The sequence below is a fragment of the Streptomyces varsoviensis genome (assembly GCF_000718635.1).
Lineage (GTDB): Bacteria > Actinomycetota > Actinomycetes > Streptomycetales > Streptomycetaceae > Streptomyces > Streptomyces varsoviensis.
This window is the reverse complement of record NZ_JOBF01000022.1, coordinates 20305-38320: the sequence shown is the minus strand read 5'-3', so window position 1 is coordinate 38320 and position 18016 is coordinate 20305. Positions and strand designations below refer to the sequence as shown.

At 72.6% G+C, this 18016-nt stretch carries 13 protein-coding genes; 3 read left to right on the top strand and 10 right to left on the bottom strand.

The genetic code is table 11. The features are described from left to right. Positions 1-73 precede the first annotated feature (73 nt). Genes IF55_RS26920 through IF55_RS26900 form a run of 5 tightly spaced genes read right to left on the bottom strand, consistent with a single transcriptional unit; the run spans position 74 to position 5665 of the window. Positions 74-1312, bottom strand: a complete 1239-nt coding sequence (locus IF55_RS26920) for a styrene monooxygenase/indole monooxygenase family protein (RefSeq protein WP_030878903.1) — start codon at positions 1310-1312, stop codon at positions 74-76. 13 nt (positions 1313-1325) lie between these two features. Continuing rightward, a complete protein-coding gene (locus IF55_RS26915; RefSeq protein WP_211270045.1) occupies positions 1326-1928 on the bottom strand; it encodes a GTP-binding protein in 603 nt (200 codons plus the stop codon). A 7-nt stretch (positions 1929-1935) separates the two neighbouring features. Then, positions 1936-2337 carry a DUF742 domain-containing protein gene (locus tag IF55_RS26910; protein ID WP_030878896.1) on the bottom strand — a complete coding sequence of 134 codons (402 nt, stop codon included), beginning with the start codon at positions 2335-2337 and terminating at the stop codon, positions 1936-1938. Continuing rightward, positions 2334-2828 (bottom strand): roadblock/LC7 domain-containing protein, encoded by a 495-nt coding sequence (locus IF55_RS26905; protein ID WP_030878894.1) that lies wholly within the window; start codon positions 2826-2828, stop codon positions 2334-2336. The genes IF55_RS26910 and IF55_RS26905 overlap by 4 nt, the downstream gene beginning before the upstream one ends. After that, positions 2825-5665 (bottom strand): sensor histidine kinase, encoded by a 2841-nt coding sequence (locus tag IF55_RS26900; RefSeq protein ID WP_030878891.1) that lies wholly within the window; start codon positions 5663-5665, stop codon positions 2825-2827. Before IF55_RS26900 ends, IF55_RS26905 begins: the two co-directional genes overlap by 4 nt. A 248-nt stretch (positions 5666-5913) precedes the next feature. Between IF55_RS26900 and IF55_RS26895 the strand changes: the two genes are divergently transcribed. Next, on the top strand, positions 5914-6684 hold the full coding sequence (locus tag IF55_RS26895; RefSeq protein ID WP_030878889.1) for a protein phosphatase 2C domain-containing protein: 771 nt from the start codon (positions 5914-5916) through the stop codon (positions 6682-6684). A gap of 249 nt (positions 6685-6933) precedes the next feature. Here IF55_RS26895 and IF55_RS26890 read toward each other — a convergent pair whose 3' ends face one another. Next, on the bottom strand, positions 6934-7368 hold the full coding sequence (locus IF55_RS26890) for a MarR family winged helix-turn-helix transcriptional regulator (protein ID WP_048832565.1): 435 nt from the start codon (positions 7366-7368) through the stop codon (positions 6934-6936). A gap of 310 nt (positions 7369-7678) precedes the next feature. On the opposite strand from IF55_RS26890, the gene IF55_RS26885 reads away from it, so the two are divergent. Next, a complete protein-coding gene (locus tag IF55_RS26885) occupies positions 7679-8602 on the top strand; it encodes a lysozyme (protein WP_030878882.1) in 924 nt (307 codons plus the stop codon). A gap of 157 nt (positions 8603-8759) precedes the next feature. Here IF55_RS26885 and IF55_RS26880 read toward each other — a convergent pair whose 3' ends face one another. Then, the gene (locus IF55_RS26880; RefSeq protein ID WP_211270042.1) at positions 8760-11573 is read right to left on the bottom strand and encodes a M4 family metallopeptidase; all 2814 of its coding nucleotides are present in this window, start codon (positions 11571-11573) and stop codon (positions 8760-8762) included. A 318-nt stretch (positions 11574-11891) separates the two neighbouring features. On the opposite strand from IF55_RS26880, the gene IF55_RS26875 reads away from it, so the two are divergent. Next, positions 11892-13562, top strand: a complete 1671-nt coding sequence (locus IF55_RS26875; RefSeq protein WP_078645268.1) for an AMP-binding protein — start codon at positions 11892-11894, stop codon at positions 13560-13562. 195 nt (positions 13563-13757) lie between these two features. Here the strand turns inward: IF55_RS26875 and lon are convergent, their stop codons facing one another. The 3 genes from lon to IF55_RS26860 all read right to left on the bottom strand — a co-directional run bounded on the left by lon (position 13758) and on the right by IF55_RS26860 (position 17868). Then, positions 13758-16175 (bottom strand): endopeptidase La, encoded by a 2418-nt coding sequence (gene lon / locus IF55_RS26870; RefSeq protein ID WP_030878873.1) that lies wholly within the window; start codon positions 16173-16175, stop codon positions 13758-13760. A gap of 165 nt (positions 16176-16340) precedes the next feature. Next, positions 16341-17039 carry a GAF and ANTAR domain-containing protein gene (locus tag IF55_RS26865; RefSeq protein ID WP_048832513.1) on the bottom strand — a complete coding sequence of 233 codons (699 nt, stop codon included), beginning with the start codon at positions 17037-17039 and terminating at the stop codon, positions 16341-16343. Between the two features lie 91 nt (positions 17040-17130). After that, on the bottom strand, positions 17131-17868 hold the full coding sequence (locus IF55_RS26860) for a GAF and ANTAR domain-containing protein (protein ID WP_030878869.1): 738 nt from the start codon (positions 17866-17868) through the stop codon (positions 17131-17133). Positions 17869-18016: the final 148 nt, after the last annotated feature.

The following is an 18016-nucleotide window of genomic DNA, read 5'->3' as shown; positions in this document are numbered from 1 at the left end:
TATCCCTGACCGCGCGGCGGTACGGCGAAGGGGTGCGGCCGTGGCAGACCGCACCCCTTGCGCCCGCCCGGGGTCAGACCCGGGCCGCGACCTCGCCGAGATACGCCTCGGCCTTGGCCGGGTCGTAGAAGAAGTTCTCGAAGTCCGACGGGTCGTCGAAGCCGTTGGCGAACCGGTCCGCTATCGGCTGGAACTGGCCGGCCGCGCCGATGATGTTCAGGACGTGCTCCGGCGGCGGGGCCAGCATCGCGTTGGTCCACTTGGTGACGTGCTGGGCGGTCCGCCAGTAGCGGTCGAACGTCTCCCGCATCCACTGCTCGTCGAAGGGCTCCTCGCCGCGCTCGACGATCGAGGCGAGGTACGAGGCCGCGCACTTGGACGCCGAGTTGGAGCCCTGCCCGGTGATCGGGTCGTTGGCCACGACCACGTCCCCGACGCCGAGCACCAGGCCGCCGCCGGGCAGCCGCCCGACGGGGTCGCGGACGGTCGGGGTGTAGCGCCCGGCCAGCGTGCCGTTGGCGTCGGTCAGCTCCACCTTGGTGGAGCGCGCGTACTCCCAGGGGAGGTACCGCTCCAGCAGCTCCAAGGTGACCGCGAGGTGTTCGTTGGGGTCCTTCATGCCCTGGAAGACATCGAGCGGGCCGCCGGGCAAGCCCTCCCAGAAGAGGATGTCGGCCCGGCCGGAGTTGGTGAGCGTCGGCATGACGAACAGCTCGCCGACCCCGGGCACCAGATTGCAGCGGACCGCGTCGAAGTCCGGGTGCTCGGGGCGCGGCCCCATGCCGTGCACATAGGCGACGGCCAGCGCCCGCTGCGGCGCGGTGTACGGGGAGCGCGCCGCGTCCCGGCCGAACATCGACACCAGCTCGCCCTTGCCCGCGGAGACCAGCACCAGGTCGTAGCGGCGGGCGAAGAAGTCGAGGTCGGAAACGGCCGCCCCGTGGATGACGAGCTGCCCGCCGCGCTGCGCGAACGTCTCCATCCAGCCGGCCATCTTGATCCGCTGGTCGACCGACTGCGCGTAGCCGTCCAGCATGCCGACCCAGTCGACGGCGCGCGAGGAGTCGGGGGCCGCGACGGAGACGCCGAGCCCCTGGATGCGGGGGGCCTGGCTCTCCCAGAAGTTGATCTGGAGGTCGCGCTCGTGCTGGAGCGCCGTGTCGAACATGCACTGGGTGGACATGACCCGGCCGGCGCGGACCTCGTCGGCGGTGCGGTTGGACATCAGGGTGACCTCGTAGCCCTGCGACTGCAGACCGAGGGCCAACTGGAGGCCGGACTGACCGGCTCCTACGACGAGTATCTTCCGCATGGTTCTCCAGCTCTTATTCGGGGGTGGAGTCGTACGCGTGGCCGACCATGGCCAGCAGGGATTCGACCACCGTGATACGTCTGCGCGCGTCCATGATCACCACGGGTACGCGCGGCGGTACGGAGAGCGCGTCGCGCACGTCCTCCTCCTCATAGCGGGTCGTGCCCTCGAAGTGGTTGACCGCGACGATGTACGGCAGCCCGTAGCTCTCGAAGTAGTCGAGCGCCGGGAAGCAGTCCGCCAGCCGCCGGGTGTCGGCCATGACCACCGCGCCGATCGCGCCGCGCACCAGGTCGTCCCACATGAACCAGTAGCGCTTCTGGCCGGGCGTGCCGAAGAGATAGAGCACGAGGTCGGAGTCGAGCGTGATCCGGCCGAAGTCCATGGCGACCGTGGTCGTGGTCTTCTCCGGCGTCGCCGCGAGGTCGTCGAGCTCCTCACTGGCCGTGGTCATCACGGCCTCGGTGGTCAGCGGGGTGATCTCCGAGACCGTGCCCACGAACGTCGTCTTGCCGACGCCGAAACCGCCGGCCACCACTATCTTCGTGGCGATCGGCGCCCGGCTCCGGTCGGTCTGCCAGCTCTGCAACCCCTCCTCGGCGGCCGGCGAGGCCATCACCGTGTCAGAGTCTGCGAAGTCCACTCAACACCCTTTCCAGCAGCGCGCGGTCGGGCTGGCCGGTGCCGTGCCCGGTGCCGTAGACGCGGATCTTTCCTTGGTCGGCCAGGTCGCTGACGAGCACGCGCACGACGCCGAGCGGCATCTTGAGCAGCGCGGAGATCTCGGCGACCGACCGCATCCGGCGGCAGAGCTCGACGATGGCCCGCATCTCGGGCATGACCCGTGAGCCCAGGCCGCCGGATTCCAGCTCCCGCCGCTCCTCGGGGGCGTCCAGCGCCGCCACGAAGGTCTCGACGAGCAGGACGTGTCCGAAGCGGGTCCGTCCGCCGGTGAGCGAGTACGGGCGGACGCGCCCGGGCCTCCGGCCCGAGCCGCGGGCGGGCAGTCGGTGTGCGGAGGTCACTGTTCTGCCTGCCTTGGCTCCATCGACTTCCGCAGCTCGCTGCGGAGTTCGGGGGTGAGGACATGACCCGCCCGGCCGACGAAGAGCGCCATGTGGTACGCGACGACGCTCATGTCGCAGTCCGGGGCGGCCTGCACGCCGAGCAGCGAACCGTCGCTGATCGCCATGACGAACAGGCTGCCCTCGTCCATGGCCACCATCGTCTGTTTGACGATCCCGGCCTCCATGAGCTTGGCGGCGCCCGTCGTCAGGCTGCCGAGGCCCGAGACGATGGTGGCGAGATCCGCGCTGGAGCCGCGCGGCCCGTCGTGCGCCGCCGGGCCGGCGGCCGCGGCCGCGTTCTGCTCCGGGTCGGAGGAGAGGAGCATCAGGCCGTCCGAGGAGACGACGGTCACCGACCGTACGCCCGGCACCTCTTCGACCAGGTTGTCCAGCAGCCAGTGCAGGTTACGGGCCTCGGTGCTCAGCCCGTACGTACTCGGCGCATTCAATCGCGTGCCTCCTCGGCAGTGCCAGCCTCGTCCAGCGCCCCCGCTTGCTGATGGTCAGTGTTCCGCATGGTGATCCCCGCCGTGATCTCCGCCTCGGCGGCCAGCCGGCCTTCCCGGGCCCCCTGCTGGAAGCCGCCGAGCTGGCGGCGCAGCGCCTCCGCGTCGATCCCCCGGCGCTGACGTGGCGCGGAGCCGGGCAGCGTGATCACCCGCGGGGTGCGCTTGGGCAGGCCGCTGTCCGTGGTCCGTTCATCCGTCCGGTCGACCTCGTCGGCCCCGTCGGCCGACGGGTCGGCGGGGCGGTGCCGGGCCGTTCCGGCGGGGTGCGGCGGGTCGGCCGCGGGCCGGGCGTGCTCGTCGGCGGCGGGCGGGTACGCGCTCGCGAGCAGGCCGGTCACGGGTGGCGGCACGACCCCGGCGGGGCCGTTCGGCTTGGGTCGTACGGGCCGTTCGGACGCGTCCGGTGGGGTGGTTTCCGTGCCGGAGGCGGCCTCGCCGGACCGCCGGGCGTGTCGGCCGGTCGGCTGCTGTTCCCGTTCCTGGTCCTGGTCTTGTTCCTGGTCTTGTTCCTGGTCTCGTTCCTGGTCTCGTTCCCGTTGCTCCTGTTGTTTTCGCTGCGGGTCGGGGATGGCGGCGAGCTGGATGGTGCGTTCAGCCGCGTCGATGAGGGGGTCGCTGAGGGGGTCGGCTCCCGGGCCGGGGTGCTGCCTCGGCACCGTCGCCGGTTCGGGGGGCGAAGTACGCGACGTATTGACCGGGAGCGTGTTGGAGTTCGCCTCCGCTATCGAGCCGGGGAGCTGGAAGGCGGGGGCCCCGGCGCCGCCCGGCACGACCGGTGCCGGGCCCAGGCCGGAGGGCCCGGTGGGCAGGAGGGTGTTCGGGAGGACGACGACGGCGGTCGTGCCGCCCTGCTGCTGCGCCCGTAGCTGCACCCGCACGCCGAGCCGGGAGGCGAGCCGCGCCACCACGTAGAGCCCGAGGCCCAGCGTCCGCTCGCCGTCCGCGGCGTGCGCCTCCTGCGGGTCCGGGGCGGCCAGCAGAGCGTTGATCGCGGCGAGCCGGTCGCCCGGCACGCCGATGCCCTCGTCCTGGACGGAGAGCATGACGTCGCCGCTCTCCAGCAGCCAGCCGGAGAGCTGTACGCGCGCGTCGGGCGGCGAGAACCCCGTCGCGTTCTCCAGCAGCTCCGCGACCAGGTGGCTGGCGTCGTCCGCCGCGAAGCCGGCGACCTGCGCGTGCGGCGGCAGGGCCTGGATCTCCACCCGTTCGTACTTCTCGGTCTCGCTGATGGCGGCGCGCAGCACGTCCAGCAGGGGTACGGTCCCGGCGTGCCCGGAGCCGTGTTCCGCGCCCGCCAGGACCAGCAGGTTCTCGCTGTGGCGGCGCATGCGGGTGGCGAGGTGGTCGAGCTTGAAGAGGGTTTCCAGGCGCTCGGGGTCCTGTTCGTTCGCCTCCATGGACTCGATGACGGTCAACTGCCGTTCGACGAGGCCGAGGGTGCGCAGCGAGAGGTTGACGTAGGTGCCGTGCACGGTGCCGGTGAGCGCGTCGATACGTCCGCGCAGCCGCGCCTGCTGGGCCTGGAGCGCCTCGCGTTCGTCGGCGAGGGCCTGGCGGGCGCCGATGAGCCGGGTCCGCTCGCCCGCCAGTTGGGTGATGCGCTCCCGCTGGTTCGCGGCCGTCTCGTGGAGTGCGTTGACGGACCGTACGACCTCGGCGAACTCGTCGTCGCGCCCCGTCGGGGCGATCGGCTCGCCGGCCGGGTCGGCGGCCAGGCGCCGGGCGCCGAGGCGCAGGGCGGCGAGCGGGCGGGTCATGGAGCGGGCGGCCTGGGCGGCGGCGCCGACGGCGACGAGGAGGCAGAGGGCGAGCAGCGCGGCGGCCAGCTCCAGGGCGGTGACGTCGCTGTTCCGCAGCTTCTCCAGCCGGGTGATCTCGTCGCCGGCGAGGGCCGACTCGACGCCGCGCATCCGGTCGATGCGGGCGGTGAGGGCGGAGTCGACGCCGTCCTCGGGGAGGTCGCGGTCGGCCGTGGAGAGTTCGGGGCGGGCGGTGAGGCGGGTGAGGTAGTTCTCGGCGGTGGTGACGTCGGGGCCGTTGACGGTGGCGCTGTAGGAGTCGCGGGCGGCGGGCGGCGCGAGCTGTTCGAAGTCGGCGAGCGCGGTCTTCTCGCGCAGCTCCGTGCCCTGGGCGGTGGCGGTCAGCGCGGACTGCGTGGAGCCGCGCGAGGAGAGCGCGCCGAGCAGCAGCCCGCGGGTGGCCGAGGCCTCTTCGACGGCCCGGCCGAGCGGCGGCAGGGCGGCGGCGGAGCCGGTGCCGGCGCGGGCCGGCAGCCGGTGGGCGAGGGTGTCGGCGACGCCGTGCAGGGCCTGGACGGTCTTGGTGTAGGCGTCGAAGGTGTCGACGGCCTTGCCGGTGCCGGTGAGGGCCTGCTGGCGGGTCTTGGGGAGGGCGTCGAGCAGGGCGCGTACGGGCGACGGGGCCTGGCCGCGGTACTCGGCGATCTGGCGGTCCACACGGGCGCGCTGGCTCTCGGTGACGCCGCCGGTGCCGGTGGCGCGGCCCGCGGCGACGAACCGGGTCATCGCGTCGCGCTCGTCGGCCAGGGAGTGCGCGAGGGCGACGGCGCCTCTGTTGGCCTTGGCGAGGTCGACGAGGCGCTGTGCCTCGTGGAGGTCGTCGGCCTCGCCGAGTACGCCGGGGGCGCCCGCGCCGAGCACGGCGAGGGCCACGACCGCGGCGGAGCCGGCCAGCCGGTTGCGTACGCGAGTGGTGCGCCGCCGCGCGACCGTCGCCTGCTGCTCGTGTGTACCGCCCCGAGGCCGCTTTTTCCGCACCGGTGCTCACAATCCTCGCTCGCCTGTCCCTATGTGGTGCCAGGAGGTGACGACGGTTCGGTCAACGGCGCGGACCACCCCTGGTGCCGATTTCGACTTTTGACCCTTTCAGCCCGGATCGGGGGCGGGTGCTCATCGCCGACCCAGCCACTCCAAGGAGTGAATATCGATCAGGTCTTGACCATCGGCTCCGTCCCCCGCGCGACCCGCGCCGCGCGGCGCCGCGGGGCCTCCGGCAGACTGGCCGGATGCGCATCGAACTCGCCACCCGGCCCGGAGATCCCCAACGCCCCAACGAGGACTTCGTGTCGGTGGCGCTGCCCGCGGGTGGACACGGTGGAGTACTGGTCCTGCTGGACGGCGTGACGCCGCCCCCGGCCGACACCGGCTGCACGCACGGCGTCCCCTGGTTCACGTCCCGGCTGGGCGGGGCGCTGCTCGAACTGTGCGCCGCGCGCCGGGAACTGACGCTCGCCGCGTGCCTGGCCGAGGCCATCGCGCGCACCGCCGCGGCCCACCACGAGAGCTGTGACCTTTCTCACGTTCGCACCCCGCAGGCGACCGTCGTCGCCGCGCGCTGGGACGAGGAACGCGTCGAACATCTCGTTCTGTCCGATTCCGCGCTGCTGATCGAGCACCAGGACGGCTCGGTGACCCCGGTCCTCGACGGCCGCATCGAGGCGCTGGCCGCGCTCGGCCCGGTGACGGACGGGCAGCGCAACGCCGAGGGCGGCTTCTTCACCGCCGCGGCCGACCCCGCCGTGGTCGCCCGCGCGGTCACGGGGACGACGCCGCGTACGGACGTACGGGCGCTGGCCGCGCTCACCGACGGGGCGGCGCGCTGGGTGGAGATGTTCGGGGAGGGGAGCTGGCAGGACTGCGTGGGGGTGCTGCGCAAGGAGGGGCCCGACGCGCTGATCGACCGGGTGCGCGCGGTGGAGGCCGCCGATCCGGACGGCGGGGCGTTCCGCCGCTGGAAGCGCCACGACGACGCGGCCGCCGCCTTCGTCGAGCCCTGACCGGCCGGCCGCGCGGGGCGGCGCTTCCAGCGGCGGCGGATCGGGCGCCCGCGCGGGCGTCACAGCCGGGTCAGGCTTCCGCCAGTGCTCCAGAAAGCCGTTCAGGCTTCCGCGCGGCCTTGGAGCCGGGTCAGGCTTCCGCCGGGGCTTTGAAGCCGCTTCAGGCGTCCGCGCGGCCTTGGAGCCGGGTCAGGCTTCCGCCGGGGCCTTGAAGCCGCTTCAGGCTTCCGCCAGTACCTTGATGCCGCTTCAGGCTTCCGCGCGGGCGTTGAACTGGTGGAGCAGCCGGGCCAGTTCGGCGATCTCCCCGCGGTCCCAGTCGGCGAGCCGGTGCACGTACTGCGCGCGGCGGGCGTCCCGTACGCGCGTGAAGCGGGCGCGGCCCTCGTCGGTGAGGGAGAGGAGCGAGGCGCGGCCGTCGGCCGGGTCGGGGGCGCGGGTGACCAGGCCCAGCTCGTCCAGGGCGCGCAGTTGGCGGCTCATGGTGGCCTTGCCGACGCCGAAGTAGGCGGCGAGGTCGGTGGCGCGCTGCGGGCCGCACTCCTCCAGCCGGACCAGGAGCCCGTAGGCCGCGGCCTCCAGTTCGGGGTGGACCGCGCGCGCCATCTCGCCCGACGAGGCGCGGGCCCGACGCAGGAAGACCGCCAACTCGCGTTCCAGGGCGAGGAACGCGCGGTCCTGCATGGATCCGGCCACGGTGCGGTCGTCGCCGCCCCCGGCGGGCGGCGGGGTCCCGGTGTTGTGCACGTCAGCGCCCTCTCCAGCTCTTCGGCTCGGAAACTTTCCGCTCTCCGCGGCCGTATCGCCGCAGCTTGGCCAGTATTTCGCAGGATTAGACCAACGGCAGCACCCGGCCCCTCTATCGCCGCACCGGCTCCGGACGTAGCGTCTGACATGTCATGGCCACTCCAATTCGTGGTTTCTCCATCGACAAGGAGCGGGAATAAGTCATGATGTATGAGGACATACCCCACTAGGTCCCTCGGAGGCATGCATGCCCGAGCACAGATCCGGTCCGGTCCGCCGCGGACTCCGCGCGCCGGCCGGCCGCCCCTCCGCCCTCGTCCCCCTCTGCTCCGCCCTCGTCCTCCTGCTCTCCCTGCTGGCGCTGCCCGCCACGGCCGCCGCCGCGGACCGCCCCGATCCCGCCGCGAACCGCACCGGTCACACCTCCAAAGCGGACCGCTCCGAGCCCGCCCACCCGGACCGCGACTGGATGGGCTCGACCCTCCCCTCCCACGAGCCCCACGCGCGCGCCGGCCAGGGCGCCCATCCGCGCCCCCGGCTGACCGCCTCCGTGGAGGGCGTGGACGTCTCCAGCCACAACGGCAACGTCAACTGGCAGACGCTGTGGAACAGCGGCGTCCGCTGGGCCTATGTGAAGGCGACCGAGTCCACCGGCTACACCAACCCGTACTTCGCGCAGCAGTACAACGGCTCGTACAACGTCGGCATGATCCGCGGCGCGTACCACTTCGCGACCCCCGACACCTCCTCCGGCGCCGCCCAGGCCGCCCACTTCCTCGCCCACGGCGGCGGCTGGTCGCGGGACGGCAAGACGCTGCCGGGCGCGCTCGACATGGAGTACAACCCGTACGGCGCGGCCTGCTACGGCAAGAGCCCGAGCGCCATGGTCGGTTGGGTCCGCGACTTCTTCACCGCCTACCGGGCCAAGACCGGCCGGGACCCGGTGATCTACACCTCGACGAGCTGGTGGAAGGCGTGCACCGGCAACTACGCGGGCTTCGGCGCCACCAACCCGCTGTGGATCCCCCGCTACAGCTCCTCGGTCGGCGAACTCCCCGCCGGCTGGGGCTTCCACACGATGTGGCAGTACACCTCGACGGGCCCGACCGTCGGCGACCACAGTGTCTTCAACGGCGCGTACGACCGGCTCCAGGCGCTCGCCAACGGCTGACGGGCCGTCGGCATCGCAGGCACGGCCCCCACCGACGTGTGTACGGGCGGACGCGTCCGTACACACAAGGGCGGGCCCCCGGGCATCGGTGCCGGGGGCCCGCTCGCTCGTTCCGATCGGTCAGCTCACGTACGTACGGTCTCGTCCGGCCGGCGCGTCAGCCGCACAGGCCCGCCGGGCGGGAGCGTGTGACCAGGTCGGTGTAGCCGGTGGTGCCGTCGATCCACACCACCTGCTTGCCGTCGGCCGCCGCGGGCGCGATCTGCTCGCCGCGGTTGCACGAGACCCGGTTCTTCGCCTTGCCGTCCAGCGAGAACTGCCACAGCTTGGGCAGCGACTCGTTGTGGTACTCCGGGTCGGGCAGCTCCGTGTTGACCGTCACCGCCTCCTCGGAGACCGTCAGGTCGAGGGGGAAGAGCGCGTCCGCGCCCGTCTCCTTGCTGAGGTCCGCCGCGCCGGTGCCGTCGTGGTTCGCGCGGCGCACCGCCATCTGCCCCTGGTCGGTGATCACCTCGTCCACCAGCCAGTAGACGCCGGAGCCGTTGATGCCGGTCTGGCCGATGCCCTGGGGCTCGCCGAGCTGCCCCATGAGCGTGGCCTTGCCGGTCTTCAGGTCGAGCACCTCGGTGCCCAGCTTGTACGTGCCGCCCTGCGGGTAGAGCTTGGCGTACGCGATCTTGCCGCCGTGGATCGACGGGAGCGCGGTGCTGATCTTGGACGTGCCGCCGTCCACCCAGGTCGGCTCCCGGTCGCCGGACTTGAGGTAGCCGACGTGCCGGCCGCCGGACAGGTCGATCGACTCGAAGGTCACCACGCCGCCCTCGACGCGCATGCCGGAGACGTCGCCGCCGGTGCTGGTGTAGAGCTTCTTGATCGGGCCGCCGGCCAGCGGCCGGGACACGATGTCCACATCGGTCTTCCCGTAGGCCGCCCAGACCACGGTCTTGCCGTCGGTCGCCGGGTTGACGTGGAAGCGCCCGTCGTTGGGGCTGATGAGCTTGGGGTGGCCGGTGCCGTCGGTGCGGCCCGCGTAGATCGAGTACGGCTCGGAGCCGTCGTCGTTCGACTTGGCGGCGGTCCACCAGCCGCCGCCCGCGCCCACGCCCGTACCGGCGGTGTTGAGCTTGCCGAAGAGCTGGTCGGAGTCGACGCCCAGCGCGTTCTCCCAGCCGGGCACGATGCCGTGGGCGGTGAACGACCGCTTGACGGTGTTCAGTTGCTTCGCCGTGACGCCCAGGTCCTTGGCGGCGGCGAGGACGGCGTTGCGGCCGTCGGTGAAGCCGTCGAGCGGGGTCATGTACGCGGTCAGCGCCTTGTAGACGATCTTGTCGGCGAGGGTGCGGCCGAGGTCCTCGCGGATGTCCCACAGCGCGCCGGAGAAGATCGTCGAGTTGAGGTGCACGCCGCCGTTGTCGGTGCCGAAGCCGGCGCCCAGGAAGTTCTTGGACGTGGTGTGGCCGTCGTTGAGGTCGCGGAGGGCGCACTCGCGCGGGGCCTTGGTGCGGCACAGGTTCTCGCCCAGCAGCCCCGAGTCCGGGTCGTCCATCGCCATGCCGGCCGCGTCCGTGTCGATGGCGTTGCCGAAGTAGTCGGCTATGCCCTCGTTGAGCGCGCCGGACTGCCCCGCGTAGACGAGGTTGGCGCTGTTCTCGACGACGCCGTGCGTCATCTCGTGGCCGACCACGTCGAGATCGGCGGAGAGCGTCCGGTACTCGGCGTCGCCCGAGCCGTACACCATCTTGGTGCCGTCCCAGAAGGCGTTGACGTACGGCATGCCGTAGAAGGTGACGCCGACCAGGGAGTTGATGGTGCCGCCGCGCCCGTCGAGGCTGTCCCGGCCGTGCACCTTCTTGTAGTAGTCGTAGACCTTGCCCGCCGCCCAGTGCGCGTCGACGGCGCCGGCCTCGGTGGCGTCCTTGCCGAAGGCCGGCGTCGGCGAGCCGAACTCCTTGATGCCGGCGGGCCACTGCCCGGACGCCTCGCTGACGTCGACGCCGCGCGCGTCCCAGGTGGAGATCAGGTTCTTGCTGGTGCCCCACATCCGCGAGTAGTCGTTCATCGTGTACTCGCCCCGGGCGGCGTCCTTGTAGAGCTGGAGCGGGACGGTGTTGCCGTCGTACTTGACGCCGGAACCGGTGGTGCCGGGGAAGTCGTCGGCGGCGGCCCGCCGCATCGCGCCCTTCGCCCCGCTTCCTCGCGCTTCGGCCATCTTGGGTGATTCGGCGGTTTTGGCCGTCGGTGCGCCGAACGTCTTGATGCTGCTGTACTGGAGGAGCGGGAATCCGGCCTTCGCGTCGACATAAACCTCGCGCTGAACCGGTTCGCCGGTGGCCGGATTCGTACCCCGTACGGTGACGTGGTGCGCGAGCAGCCCCTCGCCCTTGGGCAGCACGACCAGCCCGTGGGACGTGCCGGTCAGCGCCTTGGCCGACGCGGTACGCGCCCCCTCGGCCGGTGTGACGTCGCTCTTGTCCAGCTTGGCGCCGCCGAGTTCACGGGCCGTCGCGGTGACGGCCCGCTGGACGGCGACCCGCTCGGAGACGGCCGCCTTCGTGTCGACCTTCAGCCCGGTGAAGTACTTGCCGGAGGTGCCGGTGACGGTCCGCTTGCCGCCCTTGTGCTCCATGCGCACGACGTACTGGCCGCCGAGCACGTCGATGCCGCGGTGCTTCTGCTGGAGCCGTACGGTCTCGTCCGCGCCGCTGCGCACCGACTGGGCGGGCGCGAGGTCGCGCCGCGGGTCGGCGATGCGGTAGCGGCTCTCCTTGCCGGCGAGGTGGCCGCGGGCCGCGTCGGCCGCGCTGCCGGAGCCGTCGGCGGCCTCGTGGATGCCGGACACCAGGGCCGGGGTCTCGGTGCCCGTACCGGGGATCACCTCGGTCCCGGGCGCCTGTCGCGGGGTGTCGGCCTGGGCGGGGGCCGCGGTGACGACGAGAGCGGCGGCGCCGATGAGCGCCGCCACCCCGGTCATGCCGCCGGCCCCGCCGGCTCTCGATCTTCCTGTACGTGCTCTGGACTTACGCAAGGTTCCCCTCCCGTACGTGCCTGACCGCCGGAACATCTTTGGGCAGCGATATGCAACCCGTGATGTGTCGGACTATCAATGGGGCGGGGTGGGTTGGGGTCAGTTATCGGACACATGTGCCGACTTGGAGTCGGAGCGTGGTTGTGGATACCATGATTTTGGTTGCCTTCGGCAACTAAAAGTTTGGCAAAGCACCCCACGCACCGAGCCGTTCACACCGCCGGACCGCGCTCACGCGCGCCCCGGCCACAGGAGGAACACTCAATGTCCAACACCGCCCCCACATTCCGCAGCTACGTGGAGGACATCCTTGAAGCACTGACCGACGCGCCCGAGCGCGAGGCCCTCGTCCACGACGAACGGCGCATCAGCGCCGGGGAGTTGACCGGCCTCGTGCACCGCATGGCGCGAGCGCTGGCGGCCCTGGGCGTGACCCGCGGCCAGACCGTGACGCTGCTCAGCGGCAACCTCCCGGAGACCGTGGCCGCCCGCTACGCCGCCGGCCTGCTCGGCTGCCGCGTCAACCACCTCTACAACAAGCTCTCCGCCGAGTCCCAGGCCGCCATCGTGCGCGACGTCGAGACCCGCGCCCTGATAGTCGACCCGCGCCTCGCCGAGCGGGCGGCGGCCGTCGTCGCCCAGGCCCCGGTGGAAGCGGTGCTGACACTCGGCCCGGTGGCGACGGAGCCGGCGACGCCGGCGGGCGCGGCGGCACCGGGCGCCGACCTGCTGGAGCTGGCGGCCGACCAGCCCGCCGACCCCTTCCCCAGCCAGGCGCGCCCCGAGGATGTCGCCGTCATCCGCCACACCGGCGGCACCACCGGCCACCCCAAGGGCATCTGCACCACCTACGGGCAGGGCCGCTGGTTCCGCCACTCGACGCTGGACCTGGAGAGCGCCCACCGGCAGTTGGTGTGCACCACCCTCGCGCACGCCGCGGGCATGATGGCCGACGCCACCCTGACCGGCGGCGGCACCGTGGTGCTGCACGACGACTTCGACCCCGCGGCCGTACTCGCGACCATCGAGCGCGAGCGGATCACGCAGATGTTCACGCTGCCGCCGCTGCTCTACCGGATGATGGACCACCCGGACGCCGCGCACACCGACACCTCCAGCCTGCGCAACCTCGTCTACGGCGGCTGCCAGTCCTCCCCCGCCCGGATCGCCGACGCCATCCGGCGGTTCGGCCCGGTGCTGGTCCAGGGCTACGGCCAGAACGAGGCCGGCGGCATCAGCGTGCTCACCGCCGAGGACCACGACCCCGACCGCCCGGACCGGCTGCGCTCCGCCGGGAGGGTCCTGCCCGATGTCGAGGTCGCCATCCGCGACGAGTCGGGCCGCGACCTGCCGCACGGCGAACACGGCGAGGTCTGCGTCCGCTCCGCCCACATCATGGCGGGCTACTGGAAGCAGCCCGAGCTGACGGCGGAGGTGCTGCGGGACGGCTGGCTGCACACCGGCGACATCGGATTCCTCGACGCCGACGGGTACCTGACCATCGTCGACCGGCTCAAGGACATGATCGTCGTGGTCGGCGGCCACGTGTACACGACCGAGCTGGAGGATCTGCTCAACTCGCACCCCCGCGTCCTGCAGAGCGCCGTCTTCGGCGTCCGGGACGCCGACCGCATGGAGCGCGTACACGCCGTGGTGGTACCGGCGCCGGGTAGCGAAACCGAGGGGGCCGCCGGATTCGACGGGGCCGCCGCCGAGCGGGAACTGCGGGACATGGTGCGCGAGCAGCGCGGCGCGATGTACGAACCGGCGCGCATCTCCTTCATGGCCACGCTGCCGCTGACGGACGCCGGGAAGCCGGACAAGAAGGAGCTGCGGCGCCTGGCTGAGGCGGAGCAGGAGCGCGAGCAGGGGCGCGAGGGTCAGGAAAACCAGGAGGTGCAGGAGGGGCAGCGGGAGCTGACGCCGGCTCACTGACACGGTCCGCGGGCGGGCGGCGGCGCGTACGGCCCGTACCGTACGGGCAAGGGCCGGGCGGGCCGTACGCGCGAGGGCCGGGCAGTCCCTGGCGGAGAACCGCCGCACCCATACGGAACCGGCCCCTCCCCCGAGTCGCCTGGGCGACCTGGGTGGAGGGGCCGGTTCCGCCGGGAGGCGGCCCGGGCGCGTCCGTCACGCCGCGACCGGGGCCTCCACGCCCGGCACGGCGGCCGCGGCGGGCTGGAGCGCGAGCTCCAGGACCTGGCGGACGTCCGAGACCGGGTGCACGTCGAGCCGGTCGAGGATCTCGGCGGGCACGTCGTCGAGGTCCGGCTCATTGCGCTTGGGGATGACCACCGTGGTGATGCCGGCCCGGTGCGCGGCGAGCAGCTTCTGCTTGACGCCGCCGATGGGCAGGACCCGGCCGGTCAGCGACACCTCGCCGGTCATGGCCACGTCCGGGCGGACCTGGCGGCCGGAGAGCAGCGAGGCCAGCGCGGTGGTCATGGTGACGCCCGCGCTCGGCCCGTCCTTCGGCACCGCCCCCGCCGGCACGTGCAGGTGGACGCCGCGCTCCTTCAGGTCGCCGACGGGCAGCTCCAGTTCGGCGCCGTGCGAGCGCAGGAAGGAGAGCGCGATCTGCGCGGACTCCTTCATGACGTCGCCGAGCTGCCCGGTCAGCGTCAGCCCCGCGGCGCCGGACTCGGCGTCGGCGAGCGACGCCTCGACGTACAGGACATCGCCGCCCGCGCCGGTCACGGCGAGGCCGGTGACCACGCCGGGCACGGCGGTGCGCCGCTCGGCCGGGTCCTGGGCGGACTCGGGGGTGTGGTGCGGCCGGCCGATCAGGCCGCGCAGGTCCCCCTCGCCGACGGTGAACGGCAGTTCCCGCTCGCCGAGTTCGTGCTGGGCCGCGACCTTGCGCAGCAGCCGCGCGATGGAGCGCTCCAGGTTCCGTACGCCCGCCTCGCGGGTGTACTCGCCGGCGAGCTTGCGCAGCGCCGCCTCCTCCAGCACCACCTCGTCGTCGCCGAGGCCCGCGCGCTCCAACTGCCGTCCCAGCAGGTGGTCGCGGGCGATGGTGACCTTCTCGTCCTCGGTGTAGCCGTCGAGGCGGACCAGCTCCATGCGGTCGAGCAGGGCCTCCGGGATGGCTTCGAGGACGTTGGCGGTGGCGAGGAAGACGACGTCGGAGAGGTCGAGTTCGACCTCCAGGTAGTGGTCGCGGAAGGTGTGGTTCTGCGCCGGGTCGAGGACTTCGAGGAGGGCGGCGGCGGGGTCGCCCCGGAAGTCGGAGCCGACCTTGTCGATCTCGTCGAGGAGGATGACGGGGTTCATGGACCCGGCCTCCTTGACGGCCCGTACGATCCGGCCGGGCAGCGCGCCCACGTACGTACGGCGGTGGCCGCGGATCTCGGCCTCGTCGCGGACGCCGCCGAGGGCGACGCGCACGAACTTGCGCCCCATGGCGCGGGCGACACTCTCGCCGAGGCTGGTCTTACCGACGCCCGGCGGGCCGACGAGCGCGAGCACCGCGCCGCCGCGCCGCCCGCCGACGAGCCCGAGGCCCCGGTCGGCGCGGCGCTTGCGGACCGCGAGGTACTCGGTGATCCGCTCCTTGACGTCCTCCAGCCCGGCGTGGTCGGCGTCCAGGACGGCCTTCGCGCCGGTGATGTCGTACGCGTCCTCGGTGCGCTCGTTCCAGGGCAGCTCCAGGACGGTGTCCAGCCAGGTCCGGATCCAGGACCCCTCGGGGCTCTGGTCGGAGGACCGCTCCAGCTTGTCGGCCTCCTTGAGGGCGGCCTTGCGCACGTCCTCGGGCAGGTCGGCGGCCTCGACGCGGGCCCGGTAGTCGTCACCCTCGTCTTCGGGATCGCCATTGAGCTCGGACAGTTCCTTACGGACCGCTTCGAGCTGGCGGCGGAGCAGGAACTCGCGCTGCTGCTTGTCGACGCCCTCCTGGACGTCCTTGGCGATGGACTCGGCGACGTCCTGCTCGGCGAGGTGGTCGCTGAGCCAGGAGACGGCGAGCCGCAGCCGGGCCACCGGGTCGGCGGTCTCCAGCAGCTCGACGCGCTGCTGAACGGTCAGGAACGGGGAATATCCGGAGTTGTCCGCGAGCTGAGAGACATCGTCGATCTGCTGCACCCGGTCCACGACCTGCCAGGCGCCGCGCTTGCGGAGCCAACTGGTGGCGAGGGCCTTGTACTCCTTCATCAGCTCGGCGACGGCCCCGGGCACGGGCCCGTCGGGCGAGCTCTCCTCGATCTGGACCCCCTCCACCCAGAGCGCGGCCCCGGGCCCGGTCGTCCCGGCCCCGATCCGCACCCGGTGCACGCCGCGGATCAGCGCGCCGGGGTCCCCGTCGGAGAGCCGGCCGACCTGCTCCACGGTGCCGAGCGTGCCGACGGCGGCGTACGTCCCGTCGACCCGCGGCACCAGCAGCACCCGCGGCTTCCCGCCGCTGGACCGCGCGGCGGCCTGGGCGGCCTCCACGGCGGCCCGTACGTCGTTGTCCGAGAGATCCAGCGGCACCACCATGCCGGGCAGCACGACCTCGTCGTCGAGGGGCAGTACGGGCAGAGTGAGCGGTGTGGACGTCGAAGCCATGATCTTCCCTCCGGCAGGCAAGTTGAGCTATGTGGACTCAATGCATATGAGGCTCCTGATGTTCCCCAGCGGCTGTTCGCTGTGAGCGATCAAAGGGAGGCAGCGAGCGGCACGGCTCGACCGTGCGGCGTCCGCCGCGGCACGAAGGCGGCCTCGCGGCCGCTGTCAGGGGAGCGGGGCGTCCAGGTCGGCGTGGTGGTGGACGACGGCGTGGGCGACGTCCTGGAGCGGGCGGTTGTGGGTGAAGGCGTAGGCGCGCAGGCGGATGAGGGCCTGGTCGACGGAGAGGCCCAGGCGGACGGTGAGGGCGCCGGCGGCCTGGTGGACGATGGCCCGGTGCAGGGCCAGCGGCTCGTCGCTGCCCATGTCGCGGATGCCCTGGGGGGTGGTGAGGATCGCGGTGGCGCCTTCGGCGAGCGCGAGGAGGTGGGCCATCTGGGAGCGGGTGAGCGGCCCGGGAGTGCTGCGGTATCCGGTCAGGGTGCCGAGATGGACGGCGCCCAGGTTCAGGGGGACGGCTTTGACGGTGCGGGGGGCCTTGTGGCGGGTGGCCGACAGCAGGACGGGCCAGCGGCTCTCGGGCACGTCGCGCAGGTCGGCCACGAGGACGGGTTCACCGGTGCGGGCCGCGTCCAGGGTGGGCCCCTCGCCGAGGGTGTACTGGAGGTCTTCGAAGGCGGTCCCGGCGGTGTCCGCGGGGTCGTACCAGACCAGTTCGAGGCCGGAGGCGTTGAGCAGACCCAGGGTGAGGCCGTCGAAGCCGAGCGCGAGCGCGCAGGAGGCGGGCGAGAGCGCGCTCAGACCGTGGCCGGCGCGGGTGGCGGCGGCCAGGAGTGCGGGAATGTCGGGGGCGTCTGCGGGCACCGCGGGTACTCCTTGGCTGTGTGCGGTGGGACGCCGGTGGCGTGGGCCGCGGGACGGTGGATGCGGAGAGCGTCACCGGTGCTGCGGACCGTCAAGGGGGGACGAACTCGTCGGCGGGCACCCGGCCCTCGACGACGCGTCGGCACAGCAGGGTCAGGGACGTGCCGCGGGCGCGGGCGTAGGCGCGCAGGCGCTCGAAGGCCGCGTCGGGGGCGATGTCCAGACGGGCCCCGAGGGCGCCTTTGGCCTGTTCGATGATGATCCGGCTGTTCAGCGCGGTCTGTAGCTGACCGACCCGCTCGGCCTGGTCCTGGGAGAGGCGCTGGTGCAGGATGCCGATGGTCGCGGCATCGGTCAGCGCCTGCCCCAGGCGCAGGCTCTCCGGACGCAGGGCCCCGGGGCGGGCGTGGAAGACGTCGACCGCGCCGATGACCTCCTCGCGCAGGCGCAGCGGGAGCGCGGCCACCGTGACGAATCCGGCCGCGCGGGCCGCTTCGGTGAAGCGCGGCCAGCGTTCGGCGGCCGCGTCCTCGGTGAGGTCGACGGGGCCGACCCGCTCCCGCAGTCGGCGACTGTCCTGGCACGGGCCCTCGCCGAACTCGATCTGGGCCTCTTCCAGTTGCTGCGCGGCGTGGGTGGTCGCGGTCACGCCCACGAGCCGCCCCTGGGCGTCGATCATGACGACCCCGACAGCGGTCACGTCCAGGAGCGCGAGCATGTGGTCGGACAGCACATGCAGGAAGTCGACCAGGTAGAAGCCCTCCGTCAGGGTGTCGGCCAGTTCCAGGAACGCTCGCGCGAGGCGTTCGTCCCGCTCCCACCGCGCCATCGCGCGCCCCCTTCGCACCTCCCACCACGACCGGCCGGGGTGAGACTCCGGTTGGGTGGCAGTATCCCGCGCGACGGCCCGCCCCGGAACCGTACGGCGGCCGGACGCGCGGCGCGCGGCGCGCCCTCGTCAGCGGGCGCGGTCGCCG